This window comes from Nostoc sp. DSM 114159, assembly GCF_053470285.1.
Genome location: NZ_JBPFEH010000001.1, coordinates 25,348 through 42,105 on the forward strand (window position 1 = coordinate 25,348; position 16,758 = coordinate 42,105).

The window sequence follows — 16,758 nt, forward strand, 5'->3', positions numbered from 1 at the left end:
CCTGTCCTGAGCGTAGCCGTTGGCGCAGCCTCTCGTAGAGAAGGGCGCAGTCGAAATGTCGAAACTCAGTACAAGTCAGGGCAAGTCGCTCAACAACGGGGTAGTTTTCCTCCAGCAAGAACTATGGCAATTTTTACACCTGCTAAAATGCTGGCATTCGGTGCTGCCCACAAAATATGCCATGCTTCGTTTTGCCGTTCGGCTCACGATAAAGGCGTTGAGCAGTTTCGTCAGAGAAGGTGAATCGCCAGCCGGCTCGAAGCACTAATGAACTTCTTAAACCGCAAACGATGTAAACCACCAGATTGAGGTACCAAGACCAGCAACAATAATAGTTGTGGTAACAGGATGCTTCTGTGCCTTCACGTAGAGGCTGCCCGATCGAATCCAGCCTTGGTGAGTTCCCCGCTCATGCATACCGTAGCCAGCCCGATAGAACGATCGGTAGTTAATTTGAGCGGATACCAGTTCATCTAGCTTGCTGCATTGCTGGTTGGGCATTAAGGATTTCCGCTTCCACCCGATGCGCCCAACACTTGCCCAGTAGCATAGCTCGACTCTTGTGAGGCAAGCAGCACGTAAATAGGGGCAAGCTCCGCAGGCTGTCCGGGACGTCCCATCGGTGAGTCACTGCCGAACTTTTCGATTTTACTCTGCGGTTGACCGCCGCTAACCTGGAGCGGTGTCCAGTAAGGCCCAGGCGCGATCGCATTCACACGGATACCCTTTTTCGCAAGCTGCTTTGCCAGTGACTTGGTAAAGGCGACAATCGCCGACTTAGTTTGGGAATAGTCGAGCAGGTTCTCGCTAGGGTCATAGGCTTGGACTGAGGAAGTATTGATAATGCTTGCACCGGGACTGAGGTGCGGCACAGCAGCTTTAGTAAGCCAAAACATCGCGTAGACGTTCGTCTTGAACGTTGAGTCGAACTGTTCGGTTGTGAGATCGAGAATCGAGTCAACAGATTGTTGTCTACCAGCATTGTTAACCAGAATGTCGAGTCCGCCGAGTTCGCGCACGGCGGATTCGACGAGTTGATTGCAGAAGTTTTCGTTGCGAATATCGCCGGGAATCGCCACCGCCTTGCGTCCTGCCGATCGAATCAGTTGAATTACCTCGCGGGCATCTGGCTCCTCGACCGGCAGATAGTTGATCGCAACATCAGCACCTTCACGCGCAAAGGCGATCGCAGCTGCCCGACCAATACCGGAATCGCCGCCTGTCACCAGCGCCTTGCGTCCTACTAGCCGTCCAGAACCCTGATAACTTGTCTCACCGTGATCGGGTCGCGGAATCATTTTGCTGGCAAGACCAGGTGGCTCCTGCGGTTGTTGCGAAAAAGGCGGACTCGGATATTGCTTAACTGGGTTCTGCTTGACAGACTGGTTGGGTGTTTCCTGGTTGGGTGTCACTTTTTGATTTGCTGGGGTAGATGTTTGTTGTGCGAAGACTGGTACCGTTTGCGCTGCGACAACGCCAATAGATAGGCCGCCGAGAACTTGACGACGTGAGGCTTTTTTGAAGATATTTTTTTGTTGCATACTGAGTTTCTTGACTTGAATTTCGCCCCACTGAATTGATTTGAAAGCAGGTTCTCGCCAAATCCGCAAATGCCAGGGCAGGTTTAGCCAAAGCATCTGCAATGAGACTGATAGAAATTGGCATCAAAGCAAAGTGCTATGGAAGAACGGGCTGACCGCCAGTAACGGGAATCACCGCACCTGAAACATAACTGGCTTCGGAAGAAGCTAGCAGCACGTATACTGGTGCAAGCTCGGCTGGCTGTGCGGGGCGCTTCATTGGGTACTCCTGCCCGAACTGTGTCACCTGTTCGTTTGGCATGGTTGCCGGGATTAACGGTGTCCACACTGGGCCTGGCGCGACAGCGTTAACTCGGATGCCCTTTTCGGCTAGTAACTGCGCCAACCCACCAGTGAAGTTGACGATCGCTCCTTTGGTCGCCGAATACGCCAGTAGCTTCGGCTTCGGTTCAGCTGCATTGATGGAGGCAGTATTGATGATGGCGCTACCTGGCTGCATATGCGGCACTGCGGCTTTGCACAGGTAGAACATCGCGTAGATGTTGGTTTTGAAAGTGCGATCGAACTCCTCTGACGAAATCTCATCAAGGCTTTCTCGCGTCATCTGGAAAGCGGCATTGTTAACGAGGATATCGATTTTGCCGAACTCACTTTGCGCCCGTTCAATAATCTGTTGACATTGCGCTTCTTCCTGGATATCACCTGCAACAGCGATGCACTTACGCCCCTCTTTTTCGACGATGCGAACGGTTTCTTCTGCATCCGGTTCTTCGTTTAAATAAGCAATTAGCACATCAGCACCTTCGCGGGCGAAGGCAAGCGCGACTGCCCGCCCGATGCCAGAATCGCCACCCGTGATAATAGCCGCTTTCCCTTGCAGTTTTCCAGAACCAGAATAAGAATTTTCGCCATAATCTGGCTTCGGGTTCATCTGTGACTCTAGTCCTGGCACATCTTGCTGTTGTTCAGGAAACGGCGGCTTTGGTTGTTCTTGTAGGTTCTGTGAAATCATTAACTCTCCTTTCTACTAGCTGGGTTTGAAGTAAAAAACTAAATTAAAAAGCTAAATAAAGTAAGACTGCTTTTGTTCAAGCGCCTAATGCAGCATCTGCTGTAGTGATTATCCTTTTGTTGTTTGATTCTTTGTTCTTGATAGTTACCAAGTAACTGTATATTACTTAACCGAACTTCTACCTGTAGGCTGAGATTAATTCTGAGTGATTGTGTGTTTAAAAACACAAATCTTATATTTAAATAAATTGAAGGTTATCTTCAAGCAAGCAAATTAGATTAATGCTTAGTAATATTCAATCGGCTTTTCCACCTTTAGATATAGGATAAAAAAGAATAAATGGTATAACAAATTTTAAATCTATCGATACTATAAATTTTTACTATTTACTCTGTAAACTGTTGTGGCTATTTCTTCAAAAGCTGTTTTTTAAAGTTTTTTTGGATTTTGAATTGCATTTGTAAGTAATTTAGTTCTTCTGGAACTACGATTCAAATTAACTATTTGGATTGAGATTTTAAGATTAGATATATTGTTAACTAAAGATAAGTAAGTCGGTGCAATAAAACCAAACTGTGTCAAAAAAAGTAAATAAGGCTCAGACTCTTTCTCCCCCTGCCCCCTGCCTTAGCCCAACAATAATTATTTACGCCGATCCACTTATGTGGGCTTTAGCGATCGCTAGTCATGTAGCTTGTAGATAACCACTGCACAGATAGCGTCTACCCCTGCCATGCAAAACACCTGATTATCCTTATTTCATCACAAGGTACAGCCAGAATCTCTCCACCTCGTTGTTCTAGTTCAGTAGGCGATCGCTCCAATTCTTGCAGATCGCGGGCGCAAATCGCCAAACGCGCTCCTGCTTGAATCAAATGGGGTGCCATAACTAGCCCTAGCCCCCGCGAACCACCTGTAATTAGTACAGTTTTACGGTTAATCATAAGAAGCCTCTGAGTTATCAGAGGCTTTTTGTATCAATAGCCTTCTTGGCATTTGTCGGGAAAAGGAGAAGGGGGAAGGTGGGGTCCCCTCTGGGGATAAGGGGCGGGGGAAAAGGCTCTGTATTGCCCCTTTCCCCTTTAACATGAGTCCCTTTTCCCCCTCTTGCAAAAAGCACAAATACCAAGAGGTCTAATGACAACAAGGCTTGTAGTCCTACTATCGCCTTGATACAAGCTTTCGCCTAATTCTTCACACATCTATTATTTGATCGAACTCATTCTCGATTACGCCAATGGTGAGTCATAAGACTTTTTATGACTAAATAATACAAAGCACTGGGAATTTACTTTCACAAACACCTAACTATAGAAGTCTTTTTCATGCTGTGCTTATTGAAAAAACAGTTTAATTTAGATTCATGGTTAAACAACAAGTTCTGAACACAGCAAGCACACAACCAAACAGCTAAGACTCTATTGAAAATAATAAATAATCTTTATTTTCATCAAACTCTAAGCCACTAAATTCCAGTAAATATCGATTTAAATCGAAGATTTACATCTGTGCAAACCATAACTGAATCTGAACGAACTTGACCGCATTACAATCAACATCTAAAGGACAAAAAAAATGGCACTTTTCAATCTTGGTACACTCGGTAGCACACCTGTTGTTAAGAATAACTTTGATTTAACTACATCCGATCCTACAGATGTCTTTAAATTCCAAATCACCAGTGGCAAAAATATCAACCTTTCTCTGACAGATATTAGCGCTGGCGATGATGCTGACATCAGGCTGTTTCGAGATGCGAACAATAACGGCGTACTAGACGACTTAGACCGAAAAGTTGGACTTGTTTCCAATCACGGAAGCAACCAAGATGAGGCGATTAACTTTAAAACTAGCTCAGGTACTTTTTTTGCGGAAGTATCTCGCTTTGCTCCAGGTAGTTCAGGAAATGTCAGTTACGATTTAGCCTTGTCTGCAACTGAACCTGCTGGAACTTTTCCGATTTCAGCTAGTTCTAGCAACCTTCTTCCTAAAGAATTTGTACTTGGTCACTTGTCAGGTAATACCACTCGTACAGGTAACGTCAATAATCAGAACACTACTGATGTTTACAGCTTCTCTTTGGGATTTCGTGAGAAAGTCGACATCAGATTGGAAGGATTAAGCAGCGATGCTGATATCCGGCTGATTCAAGACTCTAACAACAATCGCATCGTCGATGCAGGCGAAGTAATTGCCAGTTCTAATAATGGAGGTATTACTTCAGAACTGATTTCCAACATTACTGTACGTGGTGACTATTTCTTGCAGGTAACTGAATTCACTGGCAACACTAACTACAATGTGTCTTTTAGCCAGTTCTCTGTCCCTGCTTAAGTTTAGGCATTAGCAGTGGTAAGTAGTGCTTGAAAGCATTGTACGGCAATGCTTTCAAGAGTATGCAAATGATGCAAGCGGTACAAATTTATACCTTAACTTTACCGCTTCATTGCATAAATTATAGCTGCATCAATCAAATATTTCAACAAAATTGATGTTAAAGATTTTTTAAGCTTCAATCGGGGAAGGGATTTAAGCACAGATGTATGTCTGTGGGGTTCTATCGTCGGTTCGGTTGATGAAGTGAAGTGTAACAAATGAGGAGTGAAAACTCATAAATTAGCGATCGCTTAAAGACTACCAGAAACATCCAGTTAAGTATAAGCAGCCTCTGAGCGATTAGAGGCTTTTTGTCTTAATTACAACAAGGCTTGTGGTGCTAGCATCGCTTGATACAAGCTTTCGCCTACTTCTTCACACATCTCTTATTTCATCAGACTCATTTTTAATTACGCCAATGGTGAGTCATAAGACTTTTTATGACTAAACAATATAAAGCACTTGGAATTTACTTTCAAACACCTAACTATATAAGTCTTTTTCATGCTGTGTTTATTAAAGAAACAGTTTAATTTAGATTCATGGTTAAACAACAGGTTTTCAACACGGCAAGCACAAAACCAAACAGCTAATGCTCTATTGAAAATAATAAATTTTATTTATTTTCATCAAACTCTAAGCGACCAAATTCCAGTAAATGTAACTTCCAATAGAAAGTTTACATCTGTGCAAACCACAACTTACCTGAATTTGACAAAATCACAATCAGCACTTAAAGGACAAAAAAATGGCACTTTCCAATCTTGGTACAATAGGCACTACTCCTGTTGTTAGAAACAACTTAACTTTAACTACATCCGATCCTACTGATGTCTTTCAGTTTCGACTCGGCAGTACCAAAAACATCAATCTGACTGTGACAGATATCAGTGTTGGCGATCCCGAACTGTTACTTTTTCGAGACAATGGTAACGGGATTTTTGATGCTAATGATCAACCAGTTGATTTGTCCACTAGGTCTTCTAATAGAGATGAATCTATCAATAATCAGGAAAATACAGGGACTTATTTTGCCCAAGTCATTCGCGGTGCTGCTAGTTCAGGAACTATAAGTTATGATTTTGCCGTGTCTGCGACTACACCCAACTCGACAAGCGATTTGAGCAATCTTCTGCCTAAAGAGGTTGAACTTGGCAACTTGTCAGCTGATGTTAATCAATTTGGTTCTGTAAGCGACTTTGACACAGCAGATGTTTACCAATTCTCTCTAGGATCGTTTGAGGGTGTCAACATTACATTGAGTGGACTCACAAGTGATGCTGACATCAGACTGATTCAAGACTTTAACAACAATCGCATTGTTGATGCAAATGAGGTAGTTGCAAGCTCTACTAGGGGTGGTACTACGTCGGATGTAATCTCTAATATTACTTCATCTGGTAACTACTTCTTGCAGGTCAATCAATTTAGTGGCAATACTAGCTTCAACTTGACTTTTGACCATTTCACTACTACCTTTGCTTAAGTTTAGGCATTAATGAGTGGTAATTGAAACCATTGCCATACAATGCTTTCAAGAGTATGCAAATGATGCAAGCGGTACAAATCTATACCTGAATACCGCTTGCATTTCTCAATTTATCTCTGCATGGCTTAAATATTTGCATAAATATTATGAATAAAACATTACAACTAGGCGATGTCTACGATGGGCGTAGCGGCAGCGCCCTCTTACCGCCAGAAATTATTCCCTTTTTAGCAAGTTACAATCTAATTCCGCAATTGTTATCTCAGAGCATTATTGAATTAGCGATATCTACGACGGGCTACGCCAACGCACCAATTACCTGCACACCAGCCGAAACATCTCAGGCTCTAGAGCAATTTTATCAGCATTGGGATTTAAACAGCGAAGAAAAAATCCAAGATTGGTGTTTGCGTTATGGTTTAACTCAAGAACAATTAGAACTTTTCGCCACCCGCAAGCTGAGAGTCGAAAAGTTCAAGCAAATAACTTGGGGACATCAACTAGAATCTTACTTTCTCAAATACAAAAGACATTTCGATCGAGTCATTTATTCTTTAATTCGGACTAATAGTAGAGGAACTGCTAACGAGCTATTCTTCCGAATTACAGAAGGAGAACAATCATTTTCGGAACTAGCTCGTGAATATTCTCAAGGGCCGGAAGCTGATACAAATGGCATCATCGGTCCAGTAGAACTTGGTACGATCGCTCCCAATTTTGCTCAGTTACTTTGCACAAGTCAAGTAGGTATAATTCAACCACCCGTACCCTTTGGAGACTCATGGATAATTATACGCGTGGAAAAGTTTATAAGTGCCCAGTTGGACGATTTTATGCGCCAACGATTGCTGCAAGAGAATTTTGAAGCTTGGTTTCAACAGCAACTAAGTCAACTATCACCAGAAGAAAAAGCCTGGATGGGAATCATACCAATTCAAAATTCAAAATTCAAAATTAAGAATGCAAATTAGGAAAAATTATTAAAATAGGGTGCAAGATGATGACAAATACAACCGTTGATATTCAAGAATATATTGCCGATTTATTTCCTTTCAATTATCTGCCACCAAATGTTTTAGAAAATTTGCTCGACAAGGTGCAATTTTGTCGTTATCGCATCGGGCAGGTAATAGTAACCAGGGAAGCTATGCCCAATTGGATTAGCATTATCTACCAAGGGCAAGCGCGTTTATTAACCTGCAATTCCCAAGGACAAAATCCGGCGACACTGAAGTTACTCTCTCCAGGAGAGGTTTTGGGTTGGGTAAGTCATGTACGGGGTATTGCTTGTGAAACTGCGATCGCTTCTACTGAAGTTATCGCGATTAATCTACCTATTGCTGGTTTTCTAACTTTACTCAAACAGGAACAGCCTTTTGTCCACGCCTTGCAAAATGAGATTACTCTCTTAGAAGTGCATGAACTGCTTACCGAAGAACTCAGCCGTCGCGCAGATGGTAGCAGGAATTTAGTTAAACTTGCCCAAGCTGCAACTGAAGTTGCGATTATCCAAACAATTGCTGCACGCAAATTCCGCCAGCAGTTAGATTCAGAATTTTTGTGGTTAGTCAGTAGTAATTTTGATGCTGAGTTCCCTGTGGGGAGTCGCTTAGAGTTGGATGAACTCAATCCCAAGCTGAAATTTAATACAAATATGCGTTTGGTGGGATTGCCCAAATCAATATTTAGAGAAAATCTCGCATCTCCTACACCAAAAACACTCTTACCCGCAGAGATTCCCTACGCCTCAGAAATTACTGTCACAGAAGCACCAGCAGCTAAAGGTAAACAAAAGAAGTTTCCTTATATCAAAGGTAGAGGGCCGCTGGATGCAACACTAGCTTGCTTCCAGATGTTGAGCCAATACTTTAACATCTCTTGGCGCAGAGATACATTACAACGGGTGTTGACCAAGCAGCACGAACAGAAAGGCGTTATATCTCTGCAATTTTGCGCTGCTGCTGCTGAGTTGATGGGGTTGACAACACAGATGGTAAAAGTTCCTGCTACCGCAGTCGGACGCTTGCAACTACCAGTAATGATTTCTTGGCAAGATAGTTTTGCAATTATTTACAAAAATAGCGATCGAGAATTACTCATTGCCGTTCCAGAGATGGGACTACTACGCTACAAATTACGAGACTTTGCGGAAAACTGGGGGACTGAAGGAGAAGTCCTGCTACTGCAAACCACCAAAAATACTCCCAAGGCGCGGTTTAGTTTGAGTTGGTTTGTACCTTCGCTGCGGCGCTATCGTAAAGTATTAATTGAAGTACTAATCGCTTCCATTGTTATCCAACTGTTTGGACTGGTAAATCCCCTTGCCACACAAGTGATTATTGATAAAGTATTGGTTGGCAATAGTCCCGATACCCTGGAAGTTTTTGGCATCTTTTTGCTAGTAGTAGCAGTTATCGAAGCAGTACTCACCAGTATCCGCACTCATTTATTTACAGATACTACTAACCGAATTGACCTCGCCCTTGGTTCTGAGGTGATTAATCACCTATTGCGTCTGCCATTATCTTATTTTGAACGCCGCCCGGTTGGGGAATTGGCAACGCGAATTCACGAACTGGAAAACATCCGCTCTTTCTTAACTGGTACAGCTTTAACTGTGGTGATGGATGCTGTATTTTCAGTGGTCTACATTTTAGTGATGGCGATTTACAGCCCAGTGTTGACCTTAGTTGCTTTGGCAACAGTACCGTTGTTTGGCTTGCTCAACTTGATGGTATCACCTGTGATGCGACGACAATTGCAAGAAAAAGCTGAGTGCAATGCCGAAACGCAATCTTATTTAGTGGAAGTGATGGGGGGAATGCAGACAGTCAAGGCGCAAAATTTAGAAATGCGATCGCGTTGGCAATGGCAAGAACGCTATGCTCGTTACATCAGCGCAGGTTTCAAAACAGTCTCTACTCAAACTACTGCCGGTTCTGTTAGCAGTTTTCTCAACAAGTTTTCCAGTATGTTAGTGCTGTGGGTGGGAGCTTTTCTCGTTCTCAATCAGCATCTAACCTTGGGACAACTCATCGCTTTCCGTATCCTGGCTGGTTATGTCACCAGTCCCTTGTTACGCCTAATGCAACTTTGGCAGAACTTCCAAGAAACCGCTTTATCTCTGCAACGCCTTGCTGATATTTTAGATACTCCCCAAGAAGTAGAAATCGGTAACTGTCAAAATATCCTAATGCCCAGTGTTCAAGGTAGTGTCCGCTTTGAAAATCTCAGCTTCAGTTTCTCAGAACACGGGCCATTGCAACTATGCAATATTAACTTAAACTTTCCTGCTGGCTCCTTTGTGGGAATTGTTGGTCAAAGCGGGTCTGGTAAAAGCACACTGCTAAAATTATTACCCAGACTTTACGAACCCAAATCCGGCAAAATCTTGATTGATGACTATGATATCAGCAAAGTAGAACTTTATTCTTTACGTCGTCAGATTGGTATGGTGTTACAAGATACCCTATTGTTTGATGGCACCATCCGCGAAAACATTGCCTTGGGATATCCTGATGCTAGCGATGAAGAAATTATTACCGCCGCCAAGGTAGCTTATGCCCATGACTTTATTATGTCTTTGCCCAGTGGTTATAACACCCGTGTCGGCGAACGAGGTTCGGGACTGTCTGGAGGACAACGCCAACGAGTAGCGATCGCTCGGACTGTCCTGCAAAATCCGCAATTGCTGATTCTTGATGAAGCTACCAGCGCCTTAGATTACAATGCCGAAGCCCAAGTTTGCCGTAACTTGGCAACAGCTTTCCAAGATAAAACAGTGTTTTTCATTACTCACCGCCTCAGCACAATCCGCAATGCCGATATTATTCTGATGATGGATAGAGGTGCTGTGGTAGAACAGGGAACTCATGAAGAATTAATGGCGCTCAAAGGTTATTACTACTGTCTGTATCAGCAACAGGAAGCGAAAGTTTAGTCATTTGTTATTTGTCATTTGTCATTTGTCAGCAGTAAATACTATCGCTTCAACTTTAAATAATGAAACTTCAAGCTTAAAACTCGATACTTCAGCCTTTGAACTCGGAAGTTGCACCTTTTTACTGGAACGTTGCGCCTTTGAACTCGGAAGTTGCACCTTTTTACTGGAACGTTGCGCCTTTGAACTCGGAAGTTGCACCTTTTTACTGGAACGTTGAGCCTTTGAACTCGGAAGTTGCACCTTTTTGCTGGAACGTTGCACCTTTTTACTGGAACGTTGCGCCTTTGAACTCGGAAGTTGCACCTTTTTGCTGGAACGTTGCGCCTTTGAACTCGGAAGTTGCACCTTTTTACTGGAACGTTGTGCCTTTGAACTCGGAAGTTGCACCTTTTTGCTGGAACATTGAGCCTTTAAACTTGGAACTTTAACCTTAGCACTTCTAACTCTTGTACAGACGTGATTCATCGCGTCTCTCAACACTCCCCACTCCCCAATGCCCTATTCCCCATTCCCCATTTATTATGAATATTCAATATAAATTCGACCAGCCAGTACTTTTACAACAAACACCTACTTGGTCAAGAGCGATCGCTTGGACTATTGTTGGAGTTAGCACCTTCACCGTAATCTGGGCCTCAGTCTTCCAAATTGATGAATCAATTCATGCTACTGGCAAGCTAGAACCACAGGGTGCAGTCAAAGAAATTCAGGCTCCGATTCATGGTGTTGTCAATGAGATTCTAGTCAAAGATGGTCAGCGAGTCAAAAAAGGTGAAACACTCGTTACCCTAGAAAAAACTTCTTCGGAAGCGGAGTTAACTTCATTAAAGCAAAGTCGGGCGGCTCAATTGCTGGCGAAACAGGCGCTAGAGCAAGAAAATGACTTTTATCGCCGCCAGATGCAAGGGAACATATCATTACAGGAAGTAGCACAGCAAACTGCTCTGTTGAAAATTAAACCAGAATTAGCCTTTTTAACCAAAAGCCGAGCCGCGATAATTGCCGAAAACCAGTTGTACCGGACACAATTAAATGGTGCGACTGCTGGAAATAGTCTCACAAGAGAGCAACAGTTACGCTTGCGAAATCGCCAAATAGAATTGGAATCGCGTTTAGCCACAGCTAATTTAGAAACGGGACAGACACAACAGCAATTTTTCCAAACTCAAGCGGAATTAACTAGCGCTAAAGAGTTGCTGACAATTAATCAACAAATTCTCCGTAAGTTTGAACCTCTAGCGCAGCAGGGAGCGATTTCCCAGGTGCAATATTTGAAACAGCAGCAGGATGTCAGCAGCAAACAAGCAGAAGTGATCCGACTGAATCGGGAACAGCAGCGATTACAATTAGCGATCGCCCAATCAAATCAAAAATTTCGCAACACTGCGGCTGTGTCTCAAGAAGATTTACTAGCCAAAATTACAGATAATGACAAAAACATTGCCGAAATTGACAGCCAATTAACCAAGGTAATTGTAGATAATCAAAAACGCCTCTATGAAATTAATAGTCAGATTGGAGAGATTGATAGTAAGTTAACTCAGGCAGAACAAACTCTGAAATATCAGAAAATTACCGCACCCGTAGATGGAACCGTCTTTGAACTCAAAGCCAAAACAGCAGGATTTGTAGTTAATTCCAGCGAACCGCTTTTAAAACTCGTTCCTAGTGATAACTTGGTTGCTAACATCTACATTACCAACCGCGACATCGGCTTTGTCAAAGAAGGACAACAAGTGGATGTGAGAATTGATTCCTTTCCCTTCCAAGAGTATGGTGATATCAAAGGCGAACTAATTGAGATTGGCTCTGATGCCTTACCTCCAGACCAAGTTTATAATTTCTGGCGTTTTTCCGCAAAAGTCCGCCTACATGGGCAGAAGTTACTAATTAATCAACGTCAAATTCCCTTGCAATCAGGGATGTCCATTAATGCGAATGTGAAATTACGTCAGCGCACAATTATGAGCATCTTCACTGATTTCTTAGTACAAAAGACTGAAAGCTTAAAATCTCTGCGCTGAACAAAAGGGTTTTCACAGCAGTTTTCAAGCGTGAAACCCAGCATCTCATAAATATCCCATAAGTATGTGCGATCGCCTATTTCTGGAGTGCCTGTTGAAAAGTCACGATCGCCTCGACGTGATTCACCATATTCATGCAACGTAACAACAAATCCAGATCGATTCCTTTGACCTCTTCACTATTAGAAACTTTTTCATAGTGAAGTGTATTGCCTTCTCCCCGCAGGTGATAGACTTCTAGGACACCATCTTCCCAAAACCACACTTCCTTGATTTTCAACCGTTTGTATGCATCCAGTTTGTTGATGCCGCCACTGGAAAACACCACCTCGATCGCCAGATCGGGTAGCATCCGACCAGGAGCAAGTTTATAAGATTTATCCGCCTCCCGCTTGACGGCGACTGTTTCACTTTCCAGAGTCATTGAGCCAGTTGGAGTAAAGTCGAACCCTGCCATAAGCAGGTAAAGCTCCAACAAAGCACCGATCCTTTCTTTAACAGTTTCGTGGGGTTCTCCAGGCATTCGTCGGATCTCCAGAACTCCATCCAGAAAAGAGAGTCGATATCCTGGACGGTCTAACAATTGCTCAACTGCTTTAAACTCTCTCCAAGTCATTCCCTCAAACAGAAGGGGTAATTCCTTTGGTGGTGTTACTATCGTTGCTGTGGTCATTTGAGTCTCCAGTTGGTTTCCAGATTAGAAATAATCAGGTTTGGAGGGCGATCGCCAGGGTAAGGGGTAAGGGGTAAAGGGTAAGGGGTAAACCAGATTAGAAATAATCAGGTTTGGAGGGCGATCGCCAGGGTAAAGGGTAAGGGGTAAAGGGTAAACTAGATTAGAAATAATCAGGTTTGGAGGGCGATCGCTTCATTATTTTACCTGCATTAAGGGGATAGGATAGGAAAGCTCAGAATCGCTAGTTAAGTTTGGTAGTGTCGTCAATGGTGATTTTTAGTTCGCTACTGGGTCTGTTTAACCAAATCGGCGATCGCCTCAACCAGTTTTACTGGCTCGATTGGCTTCGGAATATGGTCTTGAAAACCTGCTTCTATAGCCTTTTGATAGTTAATTTCTCCAGCAAATGCTGTTAAGGCGATCGCTGGAATCTTCCCACCCTGTTGGTAGGGCAAGGCTCTCAGCTGGCGTACCAGCATATAGCCATCCATTTCTGGCATCCCAATATCGCTGAGTAGCACGTCTGCTCTGTACTTGGTTAAAGTAGCGAGAGCTTCAAAGGCTGAGGTGACAGTTGTTACATTCGCTCCATACATCTCTAGCATGAAAGCAATAAACTCCCGTGTATCTGCATTATCATCTACTACCAAAACTTTGATGCCATGCAAATTTAAGGATGGTTCAGGCGGTTTACTGTCTGCGTTCTTCTGGGATGGAGTTGCCATGAGCGGAAGTCTTACAGTAAAGGTTGCCCCTTGACCTTCACCTGCACTTTCTACCCGAACAGTTCCGCCATGCAATTCGACTAAGTGACGGACGATCGCCAACCCTAATCCCAGTCCACCAAACTTTCTGGTTGTAGCACTATCTGCTTGGCGGAAGTATTCAAATACATAGGGGAGGAAGTCAGGGTGAATCCCTTGACCTGTATCGATAACAGTAACTTCGGCAAAAGAGCTAACTTGCTTGAGCTGGATATCCACTCGTCCCCCGATATCAGTGAACTTAATCGCGTTCGAGACGAGATTCCAAATCACTTGCTGTAATCGGTTGGGATCGCCCAAAACTTGCCCTACATTTGGTTCAAGTCTCACCTGAATTTGAATCGACTTGCTTTCAGCAGCCAGCTGTACAGTTTCCATTGCAGCTTTAACAATCGATACTAGATCGACTGGGCAAACTTTCAGGCTAAGTTTGCCTTGCAGAATTCGGGAGACATCTAGCAAATCTTCAATTAGTTCGGACTGTAACTTGGCATTGCGTTCGATCGCATTCAGAGCATAAGCGGTCTTGGCTTCGTCAAGCTTACAGGTTTGGAGCAGCTTAGACCAACCCAGAATCGGATTCAGGGGCGATCGCAACTCATGGGATAATACTGCTAGAAACTCATCTTTAATCCGGTTGGCTTGTTGCAATTGTTGAGCTTGTTGCTGGATTGAAGCCAGTAAATTTGCCCGCTCAATAGCGATCGCCATCTGCTCGCAGGTAGATTGCAGCAAATCGATTTCTTCGGGAGTAAAACAGGTACGGGTGCGGCTGGCAAAGGAGAGCGTCCCCAGTAACCGTCCCTGCACAATCAATGGTTGTCCAGCATAAGCCGTGATGCCAATTGAGTTGACAAGCTGCGCGTTGGGATGGGTGGAAATTTGCGATCGATCGAAGACAATTTGCTTTCGCTCTTGTGCCACCATTCCGCAAAGATATTGCCCAAGTTCAATCCATTCCAGCGACTGAGCCGTTGCTTCAGAGATCCCCCCATAGTTGCTCAGATGCAGCATTTGCTGGTTGTCTTTTACCTCAACCATATAGTTGTAGTAAGAATGTAACTCAAGCTGGGCTGAGAGCTTGTTAAATAAGTTATTCATCAACTGCATGGGATGTTCCGTGGCCAGTAAATCGCTGGTCGTTTCATACAGCAGATGCAGCCGTTCCTCTGCTCGTTTGCGTTCGGTAATGTCGAGTGCGGTTCCCAAAAACCTCACCGCCTGCTTGGACACCCCCTCTCCCTCAAATTGCACCTGCCCATTAGCGAATATCCACCGCTCAGTTCCATCCTTCCACAAGATCCGATAGTCAATTTCATAAGTACCTGACGACATCGGGTCGAGTGTATTACTGATGGTGTTGACTACACGCTCGCAATCGTCTGGGTGGATGCGCTCTATTACCATCGACAGAGGGATAATCGCGGTGTCATCTGGTTCGCCCCAAATCTCGCGCATTCGCTTGTCCAACTCGACGAAGTTCGTATTGGGGTCATAATGCCAAGTCCCAAGCCGACTGATATTAACGGCAAGCTGTGCGCGTTCCTCACTTTCGTGTAGAGCTTTTTGTGCTTGTTTACGCTCGCTAATATCTTCTATTAAGCCGTCAATAACGGTTGTACCATCTACTTGGGTCAAAGTTGTACTAATTCGCACCCAAATTAAACTACCATTGGCTCGTCGTAATTGCATCTCGCGATCGCGGATTTCGCTATTTTGCTTTAATTGGTTGAGAACTTGGGCATAATCTAATGGTTGGAAATAAGCCTCAAGGGTTTGACTTGCGGGAATTTCAGTTAGAGAATTTAAACCTAACAGCCGCAGAAATGCCGGATTACCTTCGAGTAAAATACCATCTGCCGTTAAGCGATAAATTCCTACATTTAAATTATTCAACAAAGTTTGAAAGCGTGATTCTAGCCTGACTGCTTTACGTTGAGCTTCAGTCCGCTCTATTGCTCGGCGGACTGCTGCGGGTAATCGAACGTAGTGCTTAGGAGACTTGATGATATAATCTTCCAATCCCGATTTCATCGCCTCAACGGCAATTTCCTGAGTACCACTATTGGTAAACATTATTACTGGGCAATCAGGATAACGATTTTTAATTACCCGGATTGCAGTTAAGCCATCACTCCAGCGTAATTGATAGTCAGTGATTACTAAATCAAACTCTCCTGTTTCTAATGCTTGTTCCAAGTCTTTTGCTTGCACAATTTCGTGAAACTGGAGGTCAAAAAACTCTTGCTTTAGTACATGAATCGCCAGTAGGCGGTCATTCAAATTATCATCAATTAGAAGAATGCGTAACATCTAACTACATTACATTTATGTAAGGGTAACAGTGACCAGAATGCCCAAAAAATGTTCAAACAATTTAAATTTGCGGTCTTTCGTTAAAAATAATCCAGTGGAGATTAAGGGTTATAACAATTTCTACTAATTCATTAAAAATAACTGGCTTAACTATGTAAGCATTTACACCTATGTCATAAATATGATTAATGTCGGCATACTCTCTCGATGAGGTAAGAACTACGACCGGTAAGCGCTTGAGTTCTGGTTGCTGCCGTAACCACATCAAAACCTCAGCGCCGGATCTGCGGGGTAGTTTCAGATCGAGCAAGATTAGTACAGGTAAAGGATAACGAGTGCGATCGCCATAAGGTTCCTCTCCAGAGAGATATAACACTGCTGCATCGCCATCATTTACCACCTGAACTGGATTAACGATATTAGCCTTGCGGAGCGCTCGTTGCAGCAGTAGCACATCTTTGTGGTTATCCTCTACAAGTAAAATAGTTTCTTGCTCTTTACTCATGAAATTTTTGTCTTTAAAGGCAGGGGGCAGAGGTGGGGGTAGGGGGAAAGAAAGTTTTTCATCCCTTACTGTGTGCTATAGGGCATGGTATAAGGTAAGGGTTTTGCACCAA

The 16,758-nt window shown here is 43.5% G+C and carries 12 protein-coding genes; 6 read left to right on the top strand and 6 right to left on the bottom strand.

Going from position 1 to position 16,758, the window contains the following annotated elements; genetic code table 11:
* Nucleotides 1–500: 500 nt before the first annotated feature.
* The 3 genes from ACR5KR_RS00100 to ACR5KR_RS00110 all read right to left on the bottom strand — a co-directional run bounded on the left by ACR5KR_RS00100 (nucleotide 501) and on the right by ACR5KR_RS00110 (nucleotide 3,497).
* On the bottom strand, nucleotides 501–1,541 hold the full coding sequence (locus ACR5KR_RS00100) for an SDR family oxidoreductase (protein WP_445628305.1): 1,041 nt from the start codon (nucleotides 1,539–1,541) through the stop codon (nucleotides 501–503).
* 136 nt (nucleotides 1,542–1,677) lie between these two features.
* Nucleotides 1,678–2,553, bottom strand: coding sequence for an SDR family oxidoreductase (locus ACR5KR_RS00105; RefSeq protein ID WP_448264994.1), 876 nt, complete (start codon nucleotides 2,551–2,553; stop codon nucleotides 1,678–1,680).
* A gap of 722 nt (nucleotides 2,554–3,275) precedes the next feature.
* A complete protein-coding gene (locus ACR5KR_RS00110; RefSeq protein WP_445628303.1) occupies nucleotides 3,276–3,497 on the bottom strand; it encodes an SDR family NAD(P)-dependent oxidoreductase in 222 nt (73 codons plus the stop codon).
* Between the two features lie 631 nt (nucleotides 3,498–4,128).
* Here ACR5KR_RS00110 and ACR5KR_RS00115 point away from each other — a divergent pair.
* The 6 genes from ACR5KR_RS00115 to ACR5KR_RS00140 all read left to right on the top strand — a co-directional run bounded on the left by ACR5KR_RS00115 (nucleotide 4,129) and on the right by ACR5KR_RS00140 (nucleotide 12,385).
* A complete protein-coding gene (locus ACR5KR_RS00115) occupies nucleotides 4,129–4,887 on the top strand; it encodes a PPC domain-containing protein (protein ID WP_445628302.1) in 759 nt (252 codons plus the stop codon).
* Nucleotides 4,888–5,677: 790 nt separating this feature from the next.
* A complete protein-coding gene (locus ACR5KR_RS00120) occupies nucleotides 5,678–6,415 on the top strand; it encodes a PPC domain-containing protein (RefSeq protein WP_445628301.1) in 738 nt (245 codons plus the stop codon).
* A 149-nt stretch (nucleotides 6,416–6,564) separates the two neighbouring features.
* Nucleotides 6,565–7,389 (top strand): peptidylprolyl isomerase, encoded by an 825-nt coding sequence (locus tag ACR5KR_RS00125; protein ID WP_448264995.1) that lies wholly within the window; start codon nucleotides 6,565–6,567, stop codon nucleotides 7,387–7,389.
* Nucleotides 7,390–7,415: 26 nt separating this feature from the next.
* Nucleotides 7,416–10,358, top strand: a complete 2,943-nt coding sequence (locus ACR5KR_RS00130) for a peptidase domain-containing ABC transporter (RefSeq protein ID WP_448264996.1) — start codon at nucleotides 7,416–7,418, stop codon at nucleotides 10,356–10,358.
* A gap of 98 nt (nucleotides 10,359–10,456) precedes the next feature.
* Nucleotides 10,457–10,789: a hypothetical protein gene (locus ACR5KR_RS00135; RefSeq protein WP_448264997.1), complete on the top strand. Its 333-nt coding sequence runs from the start codon at nucleotides 10,457–10,459 to the stop codon at nucleotides 10,787–10,789.
* Nucleotides 10,790–10,882: 93 nt separating this feature from the next.
* On the top strand, nucleotides 10,883–12,385 hold the full coding sequence (locus ACR5KR_RS00140; RefSeq protein WP_448264998.1) for an HlyD family efflux transporter periplasmic adaptor subunit: 1,503 nt from the start codon (nucleotides 10,883–10,885) through the stop codon (nucleotides 12,383–12,385).
* A gap of 76 nt (nucleotides 12,386–12,461) precedes the next feature.
* On the opposite strand, the gene ACR5KR_RS00145 is transcribed toward ACR5KR_RS00140, so the two are convergent.
* The 3 genes from ACR5KR_RS00145 to ACR5KR_RS00155 form a co-directional block, all read right to left on the bottom strand.
* Nucleotides 12,462–13,058 (bottom strand): Uma2 family endonuclease, encoded by a 597-nt coding sequence (locus ACR5KR_RS00145; RefSeq protein WP_448264999.1) that lies wholly within the window; start codon nucleotides 13,056–13,058, stop codon nucleotides 12,462–12,464.
* Between the two features lie 287 nt (nucleotides 13,059–13,345).
* On the bottom strand, nucleotides 13,346–16,138 hold the full coding sequence (locus ACR5KR_RS00150) for a response regulator (protein ID WP_448265000.1): 2,793 nt from the start codon (nucleotides 16,136–16,138) through the stop codon (nucleotides 13,346–13,348).
* 64 nt (nucleotides 16,139–16,202) lie between these two features.
* On the bottom strand, nucleotides 16,203–16,646 hold the full coding sequence (locus ACR5KR_RS00155) for a response regulator (protein ID WP_445628295.1): 444 nt from the start codon (nucleotides 16,644–16,646) through the stop codon (nucleotides 16,203–16,205).
* Between the last annotated feature and the right edge of the window lie 112 nt (nucleotides 16,647–16,758).

Excerpts from the sequence above, each read along its gene's own strand:
- ACR5KR_RS00115 (WP_445628302.1), top strand. The coding sequence starts at position 4,129 with ATGGCACTTTTCAATCTTGGTACACTCGGTAGCACACCTGTTGTTAAG.
- ACR5KR_RS00155 (WP_445628295.1), bottom strand. The coding sequence starts at position 16,646 with ATGAGTAAAGAGCAAGAAACTATTTTACTTGTAGAGGATAACCACAAA.
- ACR5KR_RS00145 (WP_448264999.1), bottom strand. The coding sequence starts at position 13,058 with ATGACCACAGCAACGATAGTAACACCACCAAAGGAATTACCCCTTCTG.
- ACR5KR_RS00110 (WP_445628303.1), bottom strand. The coding sequence starts at position 3,497 with ATGATTAACCGTAAAACTGTACTAATTACAGGTGGTTCGCGGGGGCTA.
- ACR5KR_RS00100 (WP_445628305.1), bottom strand. The coding sequence starts at position 1,541 with ATGCAACAAAAAAATATCTTCAAAAAAGCCTCACGTCGTCAAGTTCTC.
- ACR5KR_RS00130 (WP_448264996.1), top strand. The coding sequence starts at position 7,416 with ATGATGACAAATACAACCGTTGATATTCAAGAATATATTGCCGATTTA.
- ACR5KR_RS00140 (WP_448264998.1), top strand. The coding sequence starts at position 10,883 with ATGAATATTCAATATAAATTCGACCAGCCAGTACTTTTACAACAAACA.
- ACR5KR_RS00120 (WP_445628301.1), top strand. The coding sequence starts at position 5,678 with ATGGCACTTTCCAATCTTGGTACAATAGGCACTACTCCTGTTGTTAGA.
- ACR5KR_RS00150 (WP_448265000.1), bottom strand. The coding sequence starts at position 16,138 with ATGTTACGCATTCTTCTAATTGATGATAATTTGAATGACCGCCTACTG.
- ACR5KR_RS00125 (WP_448264995.1), top strand. The coding sequence starts at position 6,565 with ATGAATAAAACATTACAACTAGGCGATGTCTACGATGGGCGTAGCGGC.
- ACR5KR_RS00105 (WP_448264994.1), bottom strand. The coding sequence starts at position 2,553 with ATGATTTCACAGAACCTACAAGAACAACCAAAGCCGCCGTTTCCTGAA.